The following is a 20,854-nucleotide window of genomic DNA, read 5'->3' on the forward strand; positions in this document are numbered from 1 at the left end:
AGACGTGCCGGCTACGGCGTCACTGTCCATTCCGTTGTTGTTCGCCGCGCAGGTGGCTCGTGATCCGGGTGCGGTGGCAGTCAGCTTCGACGGTAGCCACATCACCTACGGTGAGCTCGATCAGGCCGCGAATCGGTTGGCGCACTTGCTTGTCGAGCAGGGCGTCGGTCCGGGGCAGCGGGTGGCGGTGCTGTTTCCGCGGTCGGTCGAGTCGATCGTGGCGATCTTGGGTGTGCTGAAAACCGGTGCGGCGTATGTGCCGATCGATCCGTCGGTGCCTGATGCACGCATGGAATTCGTCCTGACCGATTCGGCGCCGGCGGCTGTGGTCAGTACCACTGACCTGATGGACCGTCTGAGCGGGCGTGGGTTGACGGTGATCGATGTCGACGATCCCGCGATGTCCAGCCGGCCGGGTACCGCACCGCTGATCGAGCCAGCCGGTGATGATGTTGCGTATCTGATTTACACCTCGGGTACCACGGGTGTGCCCAAGGGCGTGGCAATTCCGCATCGGAATGTGACGCGGCTGTTGGATGCGATCGATCGTGATCTGGCATTGTCGCCGGGTCAGGTATGGGCACAAAGTCATTCGTTGGCGTTCGACTTCTCGGTGTGGGAGATCTTCGGCGCGCTGCTCCACGGCGCGCGGTTGGTGGTGGTGTCCGAGTCGGTGACACGTTCGGCTGAAGAGTTCCATACGCTGTTGGTCGCTGAGCAGGTCAGCGTGTTGAGTCAGACCCCGTCGGCGTTCTACGCGCTGGCCGCCGTGGACACGGCCCGGCTGGAGAACCGGCTGGCACTCGAGGTGGTGGTGTTCGGCGGGGAGGCGCTCGAACCGTCCCGGCTGAAGCCCTGGCTGGCCGAACATCCGCGGTTGCCGCGGTTGATCAACATGTACGGGATCACCGAGACGACAGTGCATGCCACGTTCCGTGAGATCACGGCACCCGACATGGAGAATGCGGTCTCGCCGATCGGTGGGCCGTTGGCCGATCTGGCGTTCTTCGTCCTCGACGGCTGGTTGCGTCCGGTGCCCGCCGGTGTGGTGGGTGAGTTGTACGTCGCCGGTGCGGGTTTGGGTTACGGCTATGTGGGCCGGGCGCCATTGACGTCGGCACGATTCGTGGCCTGCCCATTCGGTAACGAGGAAGCGCCGGGCACACGCATGTATCGCACCGGGGACCTGGTGCGCTGGGGCACAGATGGGCAGTTGCAATATCTGGGGCGGGCCGATGAGCAGGTCAAGATTCGTGGCTATCGGATCGAGCTCGGTGAGATCCAAGCCGCACTAACGGCTTTGGACGGTGTCGAGCAGGCGGTGGTGATCGCGCGGGAGGACCGTCCCGGCGACAAGCGGCTTGTCGGCTACATCACCGGGACCGCCGATCCATCCCTGGCGCGTGCGACGCTGGGGGAGAAGCTGCCGTCCTACATGGTGCCCACGGCAGTAGTCGTGATCGACACTGTGCCGCTGACCGTCAACGGCAAGCTCGACAAGAAAGCACTGCCCGCACCCGAATACCAACACGTCGACGATTACCGCGCCCCGACCACGCCCACCGAAGAGATCGTGGCCGGCATCTACGCCCAGATCCTCGGACTGGACCGCGTCGGTATCGACGACTCATTCTTCGATCTCGGCGGCGATTCGCTGCAGGCCATGCGTCTGGTTGCTGCGCTCAACCGGACCCTGAACGCCGGTCTGGAAGAGCGCATCGTATTCGACGCTCCCACAGTCGCCCAGTTGATGCCTCGCATCGGTGGTGATGGAGGTCGACAGCAGCCGTTGGTGGCCGGCGAGCGGCCGGCGGTGATGCCGTTGTCGTTTGCGCAGAGCCGACTGTGGTTCATCGACCAATTGAATGGACCTTCACCGGTTTACAACCTGGCGGCAGGGTTGCGCCTGGACGGCCCGCTCGATGTCGATGCCCTCGGTGCGGCGTTCGCCGACCTGCTGGATCGCCACGAGAGCCTGCGGACATTGTTCCCGACGGTCGACGGAACACCTCAACAGCTGATCGTTCCCGCCGAGCAGACCGAATTCGGCTGGGAAGTCGTTGATACCGTCGGATGGCCGACCGGCCGGTTGCAGGAGGCTGTCGAGGAAGCGGCGCGGTACAGCTTCGACCTGGCCAACGAGATTCCCTTGCGGGCAATGGTTTTCCGGCTGGCCGAGGACGAGCACGTGTTGGTGGCGGTGGTGCACCATATCGCCGCCGACGGCTGGTCGATCACTCCGCTGGTGGCCGATCTGGGGGTGGCCTACGCCAGCCGAGGCGCAGGGCAGACGCCCGGCTGGCAGCCCTTGGCCGTCCAGTACGCGGATTTCACCCTGTGGCAGCGCGCACAGCTCGGTGATCTGGAGGACAGCGACAGCCGTATCTCCCAGCAACTGAAATTCTGGGCCGACGCCCTGGCCGGGATGCCCGAACGCTTGGCATTGCCGACCGACCGGCCCTATCCCTTGGTCGCTGACCAGAACGGCGACCGGGTCGATGTGGAGTGGCCGGCCGATCTACAGCAGCAGATCGCACGCCTGGCGCGCGATCACAACGCCACGAAGTTCATGGTCATGCAGGCTGCCCTGGCCGTTCTGTTGTCGAAACTCAGCTCGAGTTCCGATGTGGCGGTGGGCTTCCCGATCGCGGGGCGTCGCGACCCGGCTCTCGATGAGCTGATCGGATTCTTCGTCAACACCTTGGTGCTGCGCGTGGATCTGGCAGGTGATCCCAGCGTTGCCGAGGTGCTGGCACAAGTTCGGGCGCGCAGTCTCGGTGCTTTCGAGCACCAGGACGTGCCCTTCGAGGTGCTCGTCGAGCGGCTGAATCCGTCCCGGTCCCTGGCCCATCACCCGCTGGTGCAGGTGATGCTGGCCTGGCAGAACGTTCCTGGACAGACCGGTGATGCCGGCGGCGGGGTGGCGCTGGGGGATCTGCAGGTCACTCAGCTACCGCTGGACACCCACACCGCTCGCATGGATCTGTCGTTCTCGCTGGCCGAACGCTGGACCGAAACCGGTGAGGCCGCAGGTATTTCCGGGACGGTGGAGTTCCGTACCGACGTGTTCGACGGCGACAGCATCGAGGCGCTGATCGATCGGCTATATCGGGTGCTCGAGGCGATGGCTTCCGACCCGAACCGCCGTTTGTCGGCGATCGATGTGCTTGATGCCGATGAGCAGGCCCGTCTCGACGAGGTGGGCAATCGGGCGACGCTGACCCGTCCGGCATCCGCACCGGTGTCCATCCCGGCACTGTTCGAGGCGCACGTGACCCGCGATCCCGGGGCGGTGGCAGTCAGCTTCGATGGAAGCCGGATCACCTATGGAGAGCTCGATCAGGCTGCGAATCGGTTGGCGCACCTGCTCGCCGAGCAGGGTGTCGGTCCCGGGCAGCGGGTGGCACTGCTGTTCACCCGGTCGGTTGAGGCGATCATGGCGATCTTCGCAGTTCTCAAGACCGGTGCGGCGTATGTGCCGATCGATCCTGTGGTGCCCGATTCGCGGTTGGAGTTCGTCCTCACCGATTCCGGGCCGGTGGCCGTGGTCACCACCACCGATCTGACCCATCGGCTGGTCGGGTATGGCTTGACGGTGATCGATGTCTGTGAGGTCGCGGCCGCTGCGACCGACGATCGTCCGAGTGCCGTCCTGCCGGTGGTCGGCCCGGACGACATCGCGTATCTGATCTACACGTCGGGCACCACGGGCGTGCCGAAAGGTGTGGCGATCCCGCACCGCAACGTGACCCGGCTGCTGGAGGCGCTGGATACCGAGCTGGAGCTGTCGGCGGATCAGGTGTGGTCACAAAGTCATTCGCTGGCGTTCGACTTCTCGGTGTGGGAGATCTTCGGCGCGCTGTTGCACGGTGGGCGGCTGGTGGTGGTGTCCGATTCGGTGGCGCGATCGCCCGAAGAGTTCCATGCGTTGCTGGTCGATGAACGCGTCAGCGTGTTGAGTCAGACACCGTCGGCGTTCTACGCGCTGCAAACGGCGGATGAGCTTTCCCCGGGGTTGGTGTCTGAACTCCAACTCGAATTGGTCGTGTTCGGTGGTGAGGCACTGGAGCCTGCCCGGCTGGGCGAGTGGCTGCAGGACCATCCGGTGCTACCACGGTTGATCAATATGTACGGGATCACCGAGACGACGGTGCATGCCTCGTTCCGTGAGATCACCGACGCCGATGTCGAGGGCAGTGTCAGCCCGATCGGTGTGCCGCTGGACCACCTGGCTTTCTTCGTGCTCGATCGCTCGTTGCAGCCAGTGCCGGTCGGGGTGGTGGGCGAGTTGTATGTGGCCGGTGCGGGTTTGGGTGCCGGGTACGTGGGCCGGCCCGGGTTGAGCGCATCGCGGTTCGTGGCGTGCCCGTTCGGGGCTCCGGGACAAAGGATGTACCGCACCGGGGATCTCGTGTGTTGGCGTGCGGACGGGGAACTGCAGTACCTGGGCCGCGCCGATGAGCAGGTGAAGATCCGGGGCTATCGCATCGAGCTGGGTGAGATCCAGTCGGCGTTAACGGCTTTGGACGGTGTCGAGCAGGCGGTGGTGATCGCGCGGGAGGACCGTCCCGGCGACAAGCGCCTGGTCGGCTACATCACCGGGGGCGCCGACCCCGCTGAACTGCGCGCCATCCTGGGGGAGAAGTTGCCCCCCTACATGGTGCCCACGGCGGTCGTCGCGATCGAGGCGTTGCCCTTGACGGTCAACGGAAAACTCGACACCCGTGCTCTGCCGGCACCCGAATACCAAGACGTGGACCACTACCGCGCCCCGGCCACCGGCCTGGAGGAAATCCTGGCCGGCATCTTCGCGCAAGTCCTCGGGCTGGAGCAGGTCGGAGTCGACGACTCGTTCTTCGACCTCGGTGGCGACAGCATTTCGGCCATGCAGGTGATATGGCGGGCGCACAGTGCCGGCCTGACCGGTCGCCCGCGCGACATCTTCGTTCAGCAGACCGTGGCCCGGTTGGCGCGTGTCGTCAGGATGGCCAACGGCGCAGGCAGCGTGATTGACGAGGGACTCGGACCGGTGGTCCCGACCCCGATCATGCGGTGGTTGAAGGATCTGGAAACCGCCGACGGCCCGATCGACGAGTTCAATCAGACGGTGGTGCTGCAGGCACCCGCGGGCGCCTCCGAGGACGACGTCGTAATCCTGCTGCAGGCCTTGCTCGATCGGCACGGCATGCTCCGATTGCGTGCCGAGGACGACGGAGCAGGTGGATGGTCTCTGACGGTGCCGCAGGCGGACGGGGTGGATGCCCGCGCGTACCTGCACACGGTGGATGTGTTGACGGAAGACGCGCTGGCGGCGGCACGGTCGCGGTTGAATCCTGCTGCCGGGGCGATGCTGAGCGCATTGTGGAGTTCCGCCACGGGCCAACTGGCGTTGGTCGTTCACCATCTGGCGGTCGACGGTGTGTCCTGGCGAATCGTGCTGGAGGATCTCAACATCGCCTGGACTCAGCATCGCGGCGAGCAGCCCGTGCTGTTGCCGCCCGCTGGAACGTCGTTCACGGGATGGGCCGACCTGCTGGCTCAATACGCGCGTCACCCCGACGTGGTGAGCCAGGCGGACGTGTGGCGCCAGGTGACATCGATCCCAGCTGCATTGCCGGCACCCCAACCGGCGGAGGACACGTTTGCCACGGCCGGATACCTGACGGACTTCCTGGACACCGAGACCACCCGCATGCTCCTCGGCGAGGTGCCTGCGGCATTCCACGCCGGCGTGCAGGAGATCCTGTTGATCGCCTTTGCCCTCGCGTGGACGCAATACCTGGGGACCGGCGGTGCTCCGATCGCCATCGACGTGGAAGGTCATGGGCGCCAAGAGGAATTGGCAGGTTTGGGCGACGATCGCGATATCGACCTGTCGCGCACCGTCGGGTGGTTCACCACCAAGTACCCGGTGTCATTGAGCTTCGGCGGCCGTGGAGGCGCGCTGCGCTGGACGCAGGTGGTGGCCGGTGATGCCGCGCTCGGTGCGGTGATCAAAGACGCCAAAGAGCAGCTTCGAGCGCTGCCCGACGGGCTGAGCTACGGTCTGCTGCGATATCTCAACGCCGATGTGGACCTGGCTGGATCCGATCCCGTGATCGGGTTCAACTACCTCGGACGGCTGGGCTCCCCGGCAGCTTTCGCTTCTGGTGATGTGTGGCGTTTCAGCCAGGAAGGCTTGTCATTGACCGGCGCCGCCGGGGCGATGCCCATTGCGCTGGCCCACTCCGTGGAGCTCAACGCCGTCACGATCGACACTGACACCGGCCCGCATCTGAATGCCACCTGGACGTGGGCGCCTTCGGCACTCGATCACACGGCCGTCACCCGGATCAGCCGCCTGTGGTTCGACGCCCTGGCGGGTATCTGCGCCCATGTCAGGCGGGGTGGGGGCGGGTTGACCCCGTCAGATATCGCTCCGGCCCGGCTGAGCCAGCAGCAGATCGATGTGCTGCACGGAGAATTCCCCATCTCCGACGTGCTGCAGTTGACCCCATTGCAGCAGGGACTCTTGTATCACGCCGGCATCGCGAGTAGCTCCGGCGACGACGTCTATGCGGTGCAGCTGGATCTGGCCTTGAGTGGCCCGCTCGACGTGCAGCAACTCCGCGAGGCCGTGCAGGCAGTGGTCGGCCGGCATCCGCATCTGGCGGCCCGCTTCTGCCCACAATTCGAGCAGCCCGTGCAGGCAATTCCCGTCGATCCCGTGGCACCCTGGCGGTATATCGAATTGGACGCCAACGGCATTGGTGTCGACGCGGAGATCGAGGCGATCTGTGCGGACGAGCGTGCAGCAGTGTGCGACCTCGAGAACCAGCCCGCCTTCCGGACCGCACTCATTCGTGTCGCGGACGGCCGCCACCGTTTCGTCCTGACCAATCACCACATCGTGCTCGACGGCTGGTCGATGCCGATCCTGATGCAGGAGATCTTCGCGGGCTACCACGGGCTACGGTTGCCCGCGGCCTCGCCGTATCGCAGGTTCATGACGTGGCTGGCCGAACGCGATCACCATGCCGCCCATACGGCGTGGCGTGAGGTGTTGGCCGGTTTCGACACCCCGATTCTCGTCGGGCCGCCGCAGAAGTTGCGGTTCGGGGAGCGTTGCGTCGCCTCGTATCGGGTGCCGGCGCGGACCACGCGAGCGCTCACCAAGCTGGCGCGGTCGCAGCACACCACCGTCAATGTGGTGTTGCAAGGTGCCTGGGCCCTACTGCTCAGCTCACTGACCGGCCAGCCTGACGTCGCATTCGGCACCGTCGTCTCGGGCAGATCTCCGGAGGTCGACGGCGCGGATTCGATGGTGGGTCTGCTGATCAATACAGTGCCGGTGCGGGCCACGTTCACGCCGGACACGACTACAGCCGACCTGTTGGCTCAACTGCAGAGCGCCCACAACGACACCATCGAGCATCAGCACGTGGCACTCAGCGACATTCACCGCATCACCGGCCAGGACAGACTGTTCGACACCGTTTTCGTCTATGAGAACTATCCGACTGAGGCCGGGACGCAGCCAGGTGGCGACGGGTTGGCCATCACCGGTTTCAGCAGCCGCGACTACTACCACTACCCGATCTCGGTGCAGGCCGGGCCGGGACGTGAGCTGGAACTGCGCGTCCAGTACGACACCGATGTGTTCGACGCGGAATCCATCGACGCGTTGATGGAGCGGTTCAAGAAGGTGTTGGTGGAGATGACCGCCCATCCGGGACGCCGCTTGTCGTCCGTGGACTTACAGAAGGGGCAGCCACGGCTGGACGGATGGGGCCGCACGGTCGTGCCGGCAACCGAAGCTCGTGAGACCAACGCCGCCTACAACCCGCCGGCCACCTTGATCGAGCAGATCGTGGCCAGCATCTACGCCGAGGTCCTGGGCATGGACCGGGTGGGAGTAGAGGAGTCCTTCTTCGATTCGGGCGGTGATTCGATTTCCGCGATGCGTGCCGTTGCCGCGATCAACGGAGCCCTCGATGCCGAACTGACGGTGCTCACGCTGCTCGACGCCCCATCGGTACGGCGCTTGGCGCAGGAGCTGGACGACGCACCTGCGCAGTGAACGGTCGCCGCGTCGGCCGGTCGGGGGCCGACGCGGCGATCACCACATGTAGGGCACCAGGCGGAAGCGCGCCTTCTGTGCGTATTCGCGGTAGCCGTCCAACTGTTCGACCAGCAGCTTCTCTTCGTCGCGGATGCGAACGACGAGCATCAGGAGTCCGGGGACGACGGGCAGGAGCCCCCAGTAGGACCCGAGCGCGAGCGGGAAGCCGACGATGGTCAGCACGTTGCCGGTGTACATGGGGTGGCGCACCAGCCCGTACAGGCCGGTGGAGACGAGCTTCTGGCCTGTCTCCACCTGAACGGTGGAGGCCGCGAAGCTGTTCTGGATGACGACCAGGCTCGTGATGCCCAGACCGACGGCCACCAGAACATCGCCGGCCACGCAGATGGCCGGTGGCACCGAGGACCAAGCGAAGCGATGGTCTAGGGCGCTGACCACCACCATCGCTGCCAGTGAGGCGTACCACCCGGCGATGAGGACCTTTTGCAGCGTTCGGCTTTCGGCGGCCGGCCCGGCGTGCTTGCGGCGTTGATGCGCGGCGGGGTCTGCGCGCTGCAGGTAGATGCTCGGGATCCACGTTGAGAGTGCGAACACCACAAGAAAGGCCCACGCCTGCCAGTAGTTGAAGGTTCCGGCAAGCGAGAACAGCACCAAGCCGAACACGATGAGCTCAACGAGCCCGAATCCCACTACTTTCGCAACGGCTTTCACAATCCTCCTGTCGTCCGCCACAGCATCGGCCGTCGACGGGCGCAACGCAGCGCTCGGCTTAACCTACCGTCGGTCACCCACGAGGTGGGTGCGATTGGCCCGCAAGTTACGACCAAGCGGTGCAACCGCTTTCCGCAGGCCCCGTGCCGTAGCGTCCTATCTCATGGTGGAACTTCCCGACGGCAGGCCGAAGCTCGCCACCAGGGTCGCGCTGGGCTCGGCGTTCCTCTTGCTCGTGTCCTTCACGACGCTCTACGTCGTGTTGAGCAGCGATGCGCTGACATCGAATCTGATGAGCGGCGCCTACCCGTCGACCACCGAAGCGGTGCAGGCACGAGGGGGAGCAGTACTGAGTGTGGCGCTGGCGATACTCGGCTATGGCGGATTGATCCGGGCGGCGATCATCTGCAGGACGCGGCTGGTGAGAATTCTGAGTGGGCTGTTCGGCGTCGCACTGATCGGGTATCTACCCGCCGCGCTCTTCGCCTGCGCTACTGCCTTCCAATGACTTCGTGGTGCCCTCGGTGAGATTCGAACTCACACTGTACGGGTTTTGAATCCGTTTCCTCTGCCAGTTGGGATACGAGGGCGTCCCGTTCGGTACTGCGGCCTACCACCATAGAGGATGGCCCCGAGGTCGCCGAACGGCGGCCTCCACGACACAATGTTCCCCATGACCGGGTCACCGAACGACGCTGACAGCCCCCGCCGCGTGCTCATCGCCGAAGACGAAGCGCTCATCCGCCTCGACCTCGCCGAGATGCTCCGTGAAGAGGGATACGAGGTCGTGGGTGAGGCCGGTGACGGTCAGGAGGCCGTCGAGCTCGCCGAGGCCCTGCACCCGGACCTGGTGATCATGGACGTGAAGATGCCGCGCCGCGACGGTATCGACGCCGCCTCTGAGATCGCGAGCAAGCGCATTGCCCCGATCGTCATCCTGACGGCGTTCAGCCAGCGGGAGTTGGTCGAACGTGCCCGCGATGCCGGGGCGATGGCCTACCTGGTCAAGCCCTTCAGCGTCACCGACCTGGTCCCGGCCATCGAGGTGGCGGTCAGCCGGTTCAGCGAGATCGCCGCGCTGGAAAACGAAGTGGCGACGTTGGGCGATCGGTTGGAGACCCGCAAGCTGGTGGAGCGGGCCAAGGGTTTGCTGCAGAGCAAACATCAGATGACCGAGCCCGAGGCCTTCAAGTGGATTCAGCGGGCCGCGATGGACCGTCGTACCACCATGAAACGGGTGGCCGAGGTGGTGCTGGAAACCCTGGACGAATCCGAGGAAGCACCCGCTCCGGAGAACTGACCGACAAGGCTGGTTGTTAATTGTGGGTTTCTGTCGGGCCGAAATTCCACGTTCAGCCAGCACACGCGCAAGATGCCTCACTCAACATCCCGCGCTCGGGCCGGTGGTTGGCTATGTTCTACCCGAAGCTCTGGCGCCCCTTCCTGACACGGTCGGGGCGTCGGTACCGCTGACAACTCTGACCCGGAGGTGAAGCGTGCGCGGTCGCGTGGCACGGAAAGCGTTTGCTCTCGGAAGTGCGGGTGTGGTTGCCCTGGCTATTGCCGGCTGTAACCAATCCTCGCCGGAAGACGGGGCATCGCAGACCAGTTTGAAGATCGTCGAGAAGGTTCAGATCGACGAGAACGGGGCCGAGGTCAAGGCCGCTCAGGACGTCGCGCCCGCTGAGCCCGCCGGTGACGGCAAGGCCGTCTGCCCGCCGGTGATGATCGGCATGATGGGCGCGCTCAACGGTCCGGACGCCGCCCTGGGTATCAACATCAAGAACGGCGTGCAGCTGGCTGTCGACAAGCACAACGCCGCCAACGCCGGCTGCCAGGTGCAGCTCAAGAGCTTTGACACCGAAGGCGATCCGCAGAAGGCCACCGGCGTGGCGCCCCAGATCGTCGACGATGCGATGATCATCGGACTGGTCGGGCCTGCGTTCTCCGGGGAGACCAAGGCCACCGGCGATGTTTTCAACCAGGCCGGCCTGCTCGCCGCCACCGCCTCGGCCACCAACGTCACGTTGAGCGAGAACGGGTGGCGGACGTTCTTCCGCGGCCTGGCCAATGACGGTGTGCAGGGCCCCTCGGTGGCCAACTATCTCAAGAACACGCTCGGCAACAAGAAGGTGTGCGTGGTCGACGACAGCACCGACTACGGTCTGGGCCTGGCCGAGGCCGTGCGCGAAACCCTTGGCCCGGTTGCCGATTCGTCGTGCAACATCTCGGTGAAGAAGGGGGACAAGGAATTTTCGGCCGCGGTCACCCAGATCAAGGGGGCCGCGCCGGACTCGGTCTTCTACAGCGGCTATTACTCCGAGGCCGCACCGTTCGTGCAGCAGCTCAAAGACGGTGGCGTGACGGCAACCTTCGTCAGCGCCGACGGCACCAAGGATCAGCAGTTCGTGAATCAGGCCGGCGAATCGTCGAAGGGCGCGTTGCTGTCCTGCCCGTGTGGTCCGGCCACCGGGGCATTCGCCGACGAGTACACCAAGAAGTTCGGCCAGGCGCCCGGCACCTACAGCACCGAGGGCTATGACCTGGGCACCATCCTGCTCAAGGGCATCGACTCCGGCGCCATCACCCGGCCGGCGCTGCTGGACTACGTCCGCAAGTACGAGGGCCAGGGTGTGGCGCGCAAGTACCAGTGGACCGACAAGGGCGAGCTGACCACCAACCTGATCTGGATGTACGAAGTCAAGTAGTCGCCACACGAAACGCGTCCGAGACCGTCACCAGGACTCGGACGCGTTTCGCTTCACATACAGAGTCAGGAGCCGCCGCCGGATGATTCACCAGTGCGTCGAGCAATCCGCTTGCCTGGCAGCCAACATCAGCTTCAACCTCGACGGCCTGCGAGACGGGTTCTGGCAGTTGACGATCGACGGCCTGTCCTGGGGCGCGATCTACGCTCTGGTGGCGGTGGGCTACACGCTGGTCTTCGGCGTGCTGCGCCTGATCAACTTCGCCCATTCAGAGATCTTCATGCTGGGAATGTTCGGCGCGTACTTCTGTCTGGATGTGATTCTGGGTTTCGCCCCGAGCGGCAACGCCTACAACAAGGGTGTCGCGTTGACCGTGTTGTATCTCGGCATCGCCTTGCTGTTCGCGATGCTGGTCTCGGGGTCGGCGGCGGTCGGGCTGGAGCTCATCGCTTATCGGCCGCTGCGAAAACGCAATGCCCGCGCCCTGACCTTCCTCATCACGGCCATCGGTATGTCGTTCGTGCTGCAGGAGTTCGTGCACTTCGTGCTGCCGAAGCTGATGAAGGGCTACGGCGGGAGCAACGCGCAACAACCCATCGTTCTGGTCCAGCCGAAAGCCCAGTTCACGATTTTCGGCGCGACGGTGTCGAACGTGACGCTGGTGATCGTGGGCGCCGCGCTGGTGTTGGCGCTCCTGACCGATATCGCGATCAACCGCACGAAGTTCGGACGCGGGATCCGCGCGGTGGCGCAGGACCCGACCACCGCCACGCTGATGGGCGTTTCCCGGGAGCGCATCATCATGCGGACCTTCCTCATCGGCGGCCTGCTGGCTGGGGCGGCGGCACTGCTCTACACGCTGAAGGTGCCTCAGGGCATCATCTACTCGGGCGGATTCCTACTGGGAATCAAGGCATTCTCGGCGGCGGTGCTCGGCGGCATCGGCAATCTCCGTGGGGCCCTGCTGGGCGGCCTGTTGCTGGGCATCATGGAGAACTACGGGCAGGCGGTGTTCGGAACGCAGTGGCGTGACGTGGTGGCGTTCGTGCTGCTCGTGCTGGTCCTGTTGTTCCGGCCCACGGGCATACTCGGTGAAAGCCTCGGGAAGGCACGGGTATGAGCGAGCATCACGGTTCAGAGTCCGCCGGTTCGGTGACCAAGACCCTGCTGGCCCCCGGCGACGCCGTCCGCGAGGCGTGGGCGACGCTGCCGCGCATGGCCAAATGGGTTGTCGGCGTGGCGGGTTTCGGGTTGCTGGGCCTGCTGCCGTTGTTCACCCCGAGCTTCCTCAACACCCCTGGCATCAGTTTCGGCGGCACCATGGCACAGTTCGCGATGGTCGCCATCATCGCGATCGGCCTCAACGTCGTCGTCGGTCAGGCCGGCCTTCTCGACCTCGGCTATGTCGGCTTCTATGCCGTCGGCGCCTACACCGTCGCCCTGTTGACCAGCCCCGACAGCCCGTGGAACAAGGTGGGTCCCGACGGTTTCTTCAGCAAGGACTGGGCGTGGCTGTCCTGCGTGCCGTTGGCCATGGCCGTCACCGCGCTGGCCGGTTTGATCCTGGGGACACCGACGCTGCGGTTGCGCGGCGACTACCTGGCCATCGTCACCCTCGGTTTCGGTGAGATCATCCGACTGCTGGCCGACAATCTGTCCGACATCACCAACGGTTCACGCGGGCTCAATCAGGTTGCCTATCCGCGGGTGGGGGAGAGCGAGAAGCTGCCCAACGGTGTGTTCTCCAGCGGCAACTCGGTCGGTGACGCCAACTACGGCACCTGGTGGTTCTGGCTCGGCCTGATCCTGATGATCGGCATCCTGCTGTTGGTCGGCAACCTGGAGCGCAGCCGGGTCGGGCGCGCCTGGGTCGCCATCCGTGAGGACGAGGACGCCGCAGAGGTGATGGGCGTCAACACCTTCCGGTTCAAGCTGTGGGCCTTCGTGATCGGCGCCGCGATCGGTGGGCTCTCCGGTGCGCTCTACGCCGGGCAGGTTCAGTATGTCGCGCCACCGACGTTCAACATCATCAACTCGATGTTGTTCCTGTGTGCGGTGGTGCTCGGCGGTCAGGGCAACAAGCTCGGCGTGATCTTCGGCGCCTTCATCGTCGTGTATCTGCCGAACCGCCTCCTGGGGGTCGAGTTCCTCGGGATCAACCTCGGTGACCTCAAGTACCTGTTCTTCGGTTTGGCACTGGTGGTGCTGATGATCTTCCGGCCGCAGGGGCTGTTCCCGGTGCGCCAGCAGCTGTTGACCTACGGCAGATCGGCCCGACAGCTGTTGCGCGGCAACACGGACAAGGAGCCGGTGCTGTGAACGAGCCCATGCCCGGCGTGACCGAGAGTGTCGAGGAGCTGGCCGGGGTCCATCGTGACATTCAGGCCGCCGAGGGCGAGGTCCTGCTGGAGACACGGGATCTCACCGTGAAGTTCGGCGGACTGGTGGCCCTGGACTCGGTCAGTTTCAACATCCGCCGCGGGGAGATCCTCGGCCTGATCGGCCCCAACGGTGCGGGCAAGACCACGTGTTTCAACGCGATCACCGGGGTGTACCGGCCCAGCTCGGGGTCGGTCCTGTTCGACGGCGCCCCGCTCGGGCGGATCAAACGTCACCAGATCACCCGCCGCGGCATCGCCCGCACCTTCCAGAACATCCGCCTCTTCGGTGAGATGACCGCACTGGAGAACGTCATGGTGGGAACCGATGCGCGGCACAAGACCTCGGTGCCGGGCGCCCTGGTGCGGTCCCCACGGCACCGTCGCGAGGAGCGGTCGGCGGTCGAACGCGCCGTGGCCTTGCTGCATTTCGTCGGGATCGCGCAACGCGGGGAAGAGAAGGCCAAGAACCTTCCCTATGGAGATCAGCGGCGCCTCGAGATCGCCCGCGCGCTGGCCACCGAACCCAAGCTGCTGTGCCTGGACGAGCCGGCTGCCGGGTTCAACCCGGCCGAGAAGGCGTCGCTGATCGAGTTGATCCGAAAGATCCGCGACGACGGCTACACGGTGCTCCTGATCGAGCACGACATGCGCCTGGTGATGGGCGTGACCGACCGCATCGTGGTGCTGGAATTCGGCCGCAAGATCGCCGACGGATCGCCACACGAAATCCGCGAGGACCCGAGGGTGATCGCCGCATATCTGGGGGTACCTGATGACAGCGTCTCCTGAGTTGTCACCGACGGAATCCGCGCGCCCCGTTCTGCTCGAGGTGCGCGACGTGGTCGTGCACTACGGCCGCATCAAGGCGTTGCACGGGGTTTCGCTCGTGGTGCACGAGGGGGAGTTGGTCACGCTGTTGGGCTCCAACGGGGCCGGCAAGACCACGATGATGCGGGCGATCTCGGGCCTACGGTCGCTGACCTCGGGCTCGGTGTGGTTCGAAGGCCGCGACATCTCGCGCGTGAAAGCCCATCAGCGCGTCATCGACGGGCTGATCCAGGCTCCCGAGGGACGCGGGGTCTTTCCGGGCATGACAGTCGTGGAAAACCTGGAGATGGGTTGTTATGGACGCAAATTCGCGTCCCGCCACGAGCATGACGAGCGATTGAACTGGGTGTTCGAGACGTTCCCGAGGCTGGCCGAGCGGCGGTCGCAGGTTGGCGGCACGCTCTCCGGCGGGGAACAGCAGATGTTGGCCATCGGCCGCGCGCTGATGGCCCGGCCGAGGGTGCTGTTGCTCGACGAGCCGTCGATGGGGTTGGCGCCGATGGTGATATCGCAGATCTTCAGGATCATCTCCGAGATCAACACCCAGGGCACCACGGTGTTGCTGGTCGAGCAGAACGCCCAACAGGCGCTGAGCCGCTCGGACCGGGCCTACATCCTGGAGACCGGCAACGTCACCCGAACCGGCAATGCGCGGGAGTTGTTGGCGGACGACAGCATTCGCGCCGCCTACCTCGGAGTGGCTTGAGTGATGGTAGGCAAATCGATTGCGCTGTTCCTACTCGCCGCGGTGCTGGAGATCGGTGGCGCCTGGCTGGTGTGGCAGGGCGTACGCGAGCACCGTGGCTGGATGTGGATGGGCGCCGGGGTGATCGCGCTCGGCGCCTACGGCTTCGTCGCGGCGTTCCAGCCCGACGCCCACTTCGGCCGGGTCCTGGCCGCCTACGGCGGGGTGTTCATCGCCGGGTCGTTGTTGTGGGGCATGGCCGCCGACGGTTTCCGGCCCGACCGGTGGGATGTCACCGGTGCGCTCGTCGCCCTCGCGGGCGTCGGGCTCATCATGTACGCGCCGCGCTGAAACCTGTCAGCCCAGATGGGCGCTGTCGTCGTCGAGATTGTCGCGGCTCAGACCCATGGGCGTGGCGGCCGGAACGTCGCCGGCGGCCACCACCTGCCGGGTGATCGGCGTCAGCACGCGGAACAGGGTGGTGATCTCGTCGTCGGTCAACGCATCCAGTGCGCTCAGAGCCAGCGCATCGGTGCGGTCTTCGACGACCTGCTTGATGTCTCGCCCGGCGTCGGTGAGGTTTCCTTGGCCGTCCAACCAGCCACGTGCGCGCAACTGCTCGGCGTAGCCCGCCCACTGCTCGTCGTCATAGTCGCGGCTGCGCATGATCATCTCGCGTGGCACCCGACCGGCCGCGGCGTGCAACACATTGCATTCCCGGCCGCTGATTCCCTCGGTGACCAGTACAGCGATATGGGCGTCGCCGCGGTGCTCACGCAGCAGGGTGACCGCGTGCCAGAGTTTGGCGATCGGGTCCTCCGGCCATGGCAGGGCCCGGTTGGCGGCGTAGAGCGGCCGCCCGTCCAGGGGTGCCGTGCGCGCGGCCTTTTCCGTCAATTCGCCGGCCAGGCGGGTGGCGTCGGCGTCGGCCACTCCGGATCGGCGCAGCGCCGCGACGGCCGATTCCGACCGCATCTTCAAAAGGGTTGCCGGACTGGCTTTTTCCCACGCCGCAGGCAGGGCCTTGGCTACCCGCTCGGCGGTGAAGTTATAAAACATGGCGGCGACGACTTCGGGCGCCACGATGCCCAGCGGCGCGGACCGGGCGGCGAAGTAGCCCATCCAGAAGCCGGGGTAGCCCAAGGACTCGAGCGCCGCGCGTGACTCTGGGGCGAAGTAGGTGACTCCGTGTACCGGCTCCAGCCGGTCGAAGAAACGACGTGCCAATGCGGGAGAACGACCCATAGGGCTAGTTAAGCACCGGTGCCGTCGCCGTCGATCACCGCGGTGGCCGCCTCGTCGATGATGGCCCGCATCGCCCGTTCGGCAGCGTCCTCGTCGCGCAGCCGGATCGCCCTGGCCACCTGGTCGTGCAACTCGATGGCGGCCGGGTTGGGGGAGTGCGGCATCAGGCCGTGCTGCGTGCGCCCGGCCAGGACCTCGGCCACCACGTCGTTGAGTGCGCGGAACATCTCGTTGCCGCTGGCGTCCAGGAGCGTCCGATGGAAAATCTTGTCCGCCAGCAGGTATGCGTCGAGATTGCCGGACCGTCCGTGCACCACCATGTCCGAGACCGCGGCGGCAAGGATTCGGCATTGGTCGGGGTCGGCCCGCCGTGCAGCGAGTGCCGCGGCGGCCGGTTCGAAACCTCGCCGCAGCTCGGACAGTGATGCCAGGAGCGCCGCCCGGTCTCCGGCCTGTAAGCGCCAGCGAATCAGTCTGGGATCGAACACATTCCACTTGCGTGACGGCTGCACCGTGATTCCGACCCGGCGCCGCGACTCCACCATGCCCATCGACTCCAGCACCCGGATCACCTCGCGCGCCACGCTGCGCGACACCTCGTGCTCGGCGCTGAGCCGGTCCAGGGTCAACACCTGGTCGGCCGCCAGCTCACCGGAGGCGATTCCGGTACCGAGCGCGGTCAGCAGGTTGGCATGCAACGCGCCGACGTTTGATGGCGAGGACACGGTTACATCCTGTCATATCGAGGATATGTGGGCTAAAGAACAGATGTAATCGCCCGCCTGTTGCAAACGTATGCCTTTTGAGCCATGCTGTGTGACGGCAGACACACATCGTGAGGCGGTTGTATGGGTTCACCAGTCGTGGTCATGGGCGTATCCGGGTCGGGCAAGTCGACCATCGGCGCCGCACTGGCACAGCGAATGCGGGTTCCTTTCGCTGACGCCGACGACTTTCACCCCGCGGCCAACATCGCCAAGATGTCCGCGGGCCACGCCCTCGACGACAGTGATCGCTTTCCCTGGCTGGAATCGATCGGGGAGTGGCTCGCCAAGCACCACGACGGCGGCGTGATGAGCTGCTCGGCACTCAAACACAAGTACCGCGACCAACTGCGGCGGCACTGCCCCGATGTCGTGTTTCTGTATCTGAGTGGATCACCCGAAGTGATCCGCCGACGCCAGGCCAGCCGGCCGGGGCATTTCATGCCGGCCGCCCTGTTGGACTCCCAATTCGCGACGCTGGAGCCGCTCGGCCCGGATGAGGCCGGTATCGCCATCGACGTGGATCAGAGCATCGACGCCATCGTCGATGAGTATGTCCACCGGGACACAGCCCAAGCCGATACTGCGACAACAGAACAGGAGAACCGATGACCTCGGCGCTCACTCATCTCGCGGCCGGGTCGGAACTGGTTGAGCCCGTGGCGGGCGGCGCGCAACTGGTCCTGGCCGCACTGGCCGGCATCGCCCTGATCGTCGTGCTCATCACGATCGTCAAACTTCATCCGTTCCTGGCCCTGATCTTCGGCGCACTGACCGTGGGCATGGCTGCGGGCGAGAACGTCAGCGACGTACTCGCGTCGTTCTCGAGCGGCTTCGGGTCCACGGCTGCCAGTGTCGGGATATTGATCGCTCTCGGTGCGATGTTCGCCAAGCTGTTGGCCGACTCCGGGGGAGCGGACGAGATCGTGGACACCATCGTCGGCCACGCGTCGCCGCGGGCGCTGCCGTGGGCTATGGCGTTGGTGGGCGCAATCATCGGCCTGCCGATGTTCTTCGAGATCGGTCTGGTGTTGTTGATGCCGGTGATCTACCTGGTGGCCCGGCGTTCTCAACTGTCCTTGATCACCGTCGGCATCCCGGCGCTGGCGGGGTTGTCGGCCATGCACGGATTCGTTCCACCACATCCGGGGCCGGTCGCCGCAATCTCGTTGCTCAACGCAGATCTCGGTGTCACCCTGGCGCTGGGCGTGCTGGTGGCAATCCCGACGATCGTGGTGGCAGGTCCGTTGTTCGGCAAGTTGGCCGGCCGCTGGGTAGTCCTGGAGGTCCCGGACCGGTTCGACGCCGCGGACTCCACGGGCGCGGACTCCGGTGGCAGTGCCACGGCCGGCGCGACGATGACGACCGCTACGAAGGCGCGACCGACCTTCGGGATCACCATGTTCAGTGTTCTGCTGCCGGTGGCGCTGATGATGGGCAAGGCGCTTGTCGACATCTTCGTCGACGACAAGTCGCATCTGCTGCGTCAGACGTTCGACATCCTCGGCCAGCCCTTGATGGCGTTGCTGATCGCGGTGGTGGTCGGAATGTTCACCCTCGGTGGCGGCGCCAAGATGAGCCGCGACCAGATCGTGAAGTGCATTGAGTCATCGCTCCCGCCGGTGGCCGGCATCATCCTGATCGTGGCGGCCGGTGGCGGGTTCAAACAGGTTCTGGTGGACACTGGGATCGGCACCCTGCTCGCCGAATGGGCCAAGGGCGCCAACCTGTCGGTGGTGCTGCTGGCGTGGGTGCTCGCGGTCTTGATCCGGTTGGCCACGGGCTCGGCTACCGTCGCCACCATCACGGCGTCGTCACTCATGCTGGGCCTGGTCGAGGGGATGAGCACCGGCGAGGTGTCCCTCGTGGTGCTCGCGGTGGGTGCCGGTTCGTTGTTCTTCTCACACGTCAACGACGCCGGATTCTGGCTCGTGAAGGAGTATTTCGGGATGACGGTCGGTCAGACCATCAAATCCTGGTCGCTGATGGAAACCGTGCTGTCGGTGTGCGGCCTGATTTTCGTCCTGTTGCTGGGGCTGGTGATCTGAGCCGCCGGTCCCAGCCCCAGCCCCAGCCCCGGGCGTGAGGCGCCTGCGCGAACAGGCACCTCACGCAACGGTTTTCAGCCTCGGACCACCTGCGTGCCGCCGGCGAGTTCGTCGTGCTTGCCCTGCTTGGTGGGGCTCGAGCTGATGGTCACCGCGATCACGATCATCGCGATGACGGCCAGGAGGCCGCCCACCCACGGGATGATCGTCAGGAGGGTGAAGGCGTTGCGAATCGCCGACTCTTTGGCCGTCGGCTTCGGTGCGTTGCCCGGACCGTGCACGGCGAGCCCGAGCAGCTTCTTGCCGGGCGTCGCGCCCATCGCCACCTCGAAAGCCACGTAATAGATGAACATCAGCAGTCCGGTGAACAGGCCGGTCACCCAGTAGCTCGACAGCGAGTCGGTGACGAACGACAGGAAGAACGCCCCGATCATGACGAAGATCCCGTCGATCACCCGAGCCAACCAACGCCGGCCCAGGCCGCCGGGGGCTTGGGCGCCGTAGGGCGGGGGATACCCACCCGATGGCTGGCCGCTATAAGGCGGTGGGTAGCCGCCCGGTTGTCCGTACTGACCGAATTCCGGTGGATAGTCGCCCGTACTCATGCCGCCAACGCTACCGATTCCGTCGCTGCTCGAGTTGGGCTCGCGCGATATCGGCCAGCGCAGCAGAGCGTTCGCGGGCGGCTTCGGCGAGTTCGGGTGCACGCTCACGTGCGATGTGCGCGAACTCGGTGGCGCGTTCGCGGGCCGCGTCGGCCACCTCGGGTCCGTGTTCACGCGCGAGTTGCGCCAATTCGGCAGCCAATTCAGTCGTCCGCTCCAGAGCCGTGTCGGCCAGCTCACGGCCGCGTTCGGCACCGACAGCCAGGCCCTGCCCCACCTTCTCGGCGAACGCACTGTCGGTGAAAGCATTGTTGTTGAGACTGCCGGTTGTCACGCCGGGAACAGCGGCGGCGACGCTGGCCGAGACGTTCCGTGCCGCACGGCGTCCGCGCCAGGCCAGGGACGGTTTGCCTGCGGTGTCGGCCGCCGCGATGATCAGACCGCCCAGCAGACTCACGTCGGTGAGGAACTCACGGCGCTGAGCGGCGGCGTGTTGTGGGTCGGAATCTTTCAGGAATGCCTGTGAACCAACGCTTCTCGGAATCATCGTGACGGCCAGAGCCGCCGCGGTCAGCCGCGGTGCCCGGCCGAGCGCCAGGAGGAGCCCACCTGCCACCTGAACCACGGCGTTGGCCCGTGCAACCATGGCAGCGTTGTTCGGAACCCCGGCGCCCACGGGGCCGGGTAGTGCACTCAACGCGCCGAGCGTTCTGCGAGTCGTCTCGGTGGAGGTACTCGGGTCGCGCAGGGTGTCGACGCCTCGGGCGATGAAGGTCGCCGACAACATGGGGCGGGCGATTCGTCTGATCAACATGAG

15 protein-coding genes, 1 tRNA gene and 1 pseudogene are annotated in these 20,854 nt (G+C 65.5%); 11 read left to right on the forward strand and 6 right to left on the reverse strand.

Annotated features, from left to right (window positions below):
- Positions 1-22 precede the first annotated feature (22 nt).
- Positions 23-8,059: pseudogene (locus AB0I14_RS08620) on the forward strand (amino acid adenylation domain-containing protein); the annotation flags it as partial.
- 39 nt (positions 8,060-8,098) lie between these two features.
- Here AB0I14_RS08620 and AB0I14_RS08625 read toward each other — a convergent pair.
- Positions 8,099-8,773, reverse strand: coding sequence for an isoprenylcysteine carboxylmethyltransferase family protein (locus tag AB0I14_RS08625; protein WP_358018756.1), 675 nt, complete (start codon positions 8,771-8,773; stop codon positions 8,099-8,101).
- A 163-nt stretch (positions 8,774-8,936) separates the two neighbouring features.
- On the opposite strand from AB0I14_RS08625, the gene AB0I14_RS08630 reads away from it, so the two are divergent.
- Complete coding sequence (locus tag AB0I14_RS08630) at positions 8,937-9,281, forward strand: hypothetical protein (RefSeq protein ID WP_358018759.1); 345 nt, start codon at positions 8,937-8,939, stop codon at positions 9,279-9,281.
- Between the two features lie 5 nt (positions 9,282-9,286).
- On the opposite strand, the gene AB0I14_RS08635 is transcribed toward AB0I14_RS08630, so the two are convergent.
- Positions 9,287-9,363 (reverse strand) — tRNA-Leu (locus tag AB0I14_RS08635).
- 83 nt (positions 9,364-9,446) lie between these two features.
- Between AB0I14_RS08635 and AB0I14_RS08640 the strand changes: the two genes are divergently transcribed.
- From AB0I14_RS08640 to AB0I14_RS08670, 7 genes are all read left to right on the forward strand, one after another.
- Positions 9,447-10,073, forward strand: coding sequence for an ANTAR domain-containing response regulator (locus AB0I14_RS08640; protein WP_358018762.1), 627 nt, complete (start codon positions 9,447-9,449; stop codon positions 10,071-10,073).
- 196 nt (positions 10,074-10,269) lie between these two features.
- Complete coding sequence (locus AB0I14_RS08645; protein ID WP_358018765.1) at positions 10,270-11,481, forward strand: branched-chain amino acid ABC transporter substrate-binding protein; 1,212 nt, start codon at positions 10,270-10,272, stop codon at positions 11,479-11,481.
- Positions 11,482-11,563: 82 nt separating this feature from the next.
- Positions 11,564-12,601 (forward strand): branched-chain amino acid ABC transporter permease, encoded by a 1,038-nt coding sequence (locus tag AB0I14_RS08650; RefSeq protein WP_358018768.1) that lies wholly within the window; start codon positions 11,564-11,566, stop codon positions 12,599-12,601.
- Positions 12,598-13,800, forward strand: a complete 1,203-nt coding sequence (locus tag AB0I14_RS08655) for a branched-chain amino acid ABC transporter permease (protein ID WP_358018771.1) — start codon at positions 12,598-12,600, stop codon at positions 13,798-13,800. The genes AB0I14_RS08650 and AB0I14_RS08655 overlap by 4 nt, the downstream gene beginning before the upstream one ends.
- Before the next feature lie 8 nt (positions 13,801-13,808).
- Positions 13,809-14,651, forward strand: coding sequence for an ABC transporter ATP-binding protein (locus AB0I14_RS08660; protein WP_358019094.1), 843 nt, complete (start codon positions 13,809-13,811; stop codon positions 14,649-14,651).
- The gene (locus AB0I14_RS08665; protein ID WP_358018774.1) at positions 14,635-15,396 is read left to right on the forward strand and encodes an ABC transporter ATP-binding protein; all 762 of its coding nucleotides are present in this window, start codon (positions 14,635-14,637) and stop codon (positions 15,394-15,396) included. The genes AB0I14_RS08660 and AB0I14_RS08665 overlap by 17 nt, the downstream gene beginning before the upstream one ends.
- A gap of 3 nt (positions 15,397-15,399) precedes the next feature.
- Positions 15,400-15,726 (forward strand): YnfA family protein, encoded by a 327-nt coding sequence (locus tag AB0I14_RS08670; protein WP_358018777.1) that lies wholly within the window; start codon positions 15,400-15,402, stop codon positions 15,724-15,726.
- A gap of 6 nt (positions 15,727-15,732) precedes the next feature.
- Here the strand turns inward: AB0I14_RS08670 and AB0I14_RS08675 are convergent, their stop codons facing one another.
- Both AB0I14_RS08675 and AB0I14_RS08680 read right to left on the reverse strand, forming a co-directional pair.
- Complete coding sequence (locus AB0I14_RS08675; protein ID WP_358018780.1) at positions 15,733-16,620, reverse strand: hypothetical protein; 888 nt, start codon at positions 16,618-16,620, stop codon at positions 15,733-15,735.
- Positions 16,621-16,628: 8 nt separating this feature from the next.
- Positions 16,629-17,345 carry an FCD domain-containing protein gene (locus AB0I14_RS08680; RefSeq protein ID WP_358018783.1) on the reverse strand — a complete coding sequence of 239 codons (717 nt, stop codon included), beginning with the start codon at positions 17,343-17,345 and terminating at the stop codon, positions 16,629-16,631.
- A 123-nt stretch (positions 17,346-17,468) separates the two neighbouring features.
- On the opposite strand from AB0I14_RS08680, the gene AB0I14_RS08685 reads away from it, so the two are divergent.
- Both AB0I14_RS08685 and AB0I14_RS08690 read left to right on the forward strand, forming a co-directional pair.
- Positions 17,469-17,996 (forward strand): gluconokinase, encoded by a 528-nt coding sequence (locus AB0I14_RS08685; RefSeq protein WP_358018786.1) that lies wholly within the window; start codon positions 17,469-17,471, stop codon positions 17,994-17,996.
- Positions 17,993-19,432: a gluconate:H+ symporter gene (locus AB0I14_RS08690; protein WP_358018789.1), complete on the forward strand. Its 1,440-nt coding sequence runs from the start codon at positions 17,993-17,995 to the stop codon at positions 19,430-19,432. Before AB0I14_RS08685 ends, AB0I14_RS08690 begins: the two co-directional genes overlap by 4 nt.
- Positions 19,433-19,506: 74 nt before the next feature.
- Here AB0I14_RS08690 and AB0I14_RS08695 read toward each other — a convergent pair whose 3' ends face one another.
- A complete protein-coding gene (locus AB0I14_RS08695; protein WP_358018792.1) occupies positions 19,507-20,037 on the reverse strand; it encodes an RDD family protein in 531 nt (176 codons plus the stop codon).
- Between the two features lie 10 nt (positions 20,038-20,047).
- Complete coding sequence (locus AB0I14_RS08700) at positions 20,048-20,851, reverse strand: DoxX family protein (protein WP_358018795.1); 804 nt, start codon at positions 20,849-20,851, stop codon at positions 20,048-20,050.
- Positions 20,852-20,854: the final 3 nt, after the last annotated feature.

It is taken from the genome of Mycobacterium sp. NPDC050441, assembly GCF_040655355.1.
Classification (GTDB): Bacteria; Actinomycetota; Actinomycetes; order Mycobacteriales; family Mycobacteriaceae; genus Mycobacterium.

Excerpts from the sequence above, each read along its gene's own strand:
- AB0I14_RS08630 (WP_358018759.1), top strand. The coding sequence starts at position 8,937 with ATGGTGGAACTTCCCGACGGCAGGCCGAAGCTCGCCACCAGGGTCGCG.
- AB0I14_RS08640 (WP_358018762.1), top strand. The coding sequence starts at position 9,447 with ATGACCGGGTCACCGAACGACGCTGACAGCCCCCGCCGCGTGCTCATC.
- AB0I14_RS08650 (WP_358018768.1), top strand. The coding sequence starts at position 11,564 with ATGATTCACCAGTGCGTCGAGCAATCCGCTTGCCTGGCAGCCAACATC.
- AB0I14_RS08655 (WP_358018771.1), top strand. The coding sequence starts at position 12,598 with ATGAGCGAGCATCACGGTTCAGAGTCCGCCGGTTCGGTGACCAAGACC.
- AB0I14_RS08660 (WP_358019094.1), top strand. The coding sequence starts at position 13,809 with ATGCCCGGCGTGACCGAGAGTGTCGAGGAGCTGGCCGGGGTCCATCGT.
- AB0I14_RS08665 (WP_358018774.1), top strand. The coding sequence starts at position 14,635 with ATGACAGCGTCTCCTGAGTTGTCACCGACGGAATCCGCGCGCCCCGTT.
- AB0I14_RS08670 (WP_358018777.1), top strand. The coding sequence starts at position 15,400 with ATGGTAGGCAAATCGATTGCGCTGTTCCTACTCGCCGCGGTGCTGGAG.
- AB0I14_RS08675 (WP_358018780.1), bottom strand. The coding sequence starts at position 16,620 with ATGGGTCGTTCTCCCGCATTGGCACGTCGTTTCTTCGACCGGCTGGAG.
- AB0I14_RS08685 (WP_358018786.1), top strand. The coding sequence starts at position 17,469 with ATGGGTTCACCAGTCGTGGTCATGGGCGTATCCGGGTCGGGCAAGTCG.
- AB0I14_RS08690 (WP_358018789.1), top strand. The coding sequence starts at position 17,993 with ATGACCTCGGCGCTCACTCATCTCGCGGCCGGGTCGGAACTGGTTGAG.
- AB0I14_RS08695 (WP_358018792.1), bottom strand. The coding sequence starts at position 20,037 with ATGAGTACGGGCGACTATCCACCGGAATTCGGTCAGTACGGACAACCG.
- AB0I14_RS08700 (WP_358018795.1), bottom strand. The coding sequence starts at position 20,851 with ATGTTGATCAGACGAATCGCCCGCCCCATGTTGTCGGCGACCTTCATC.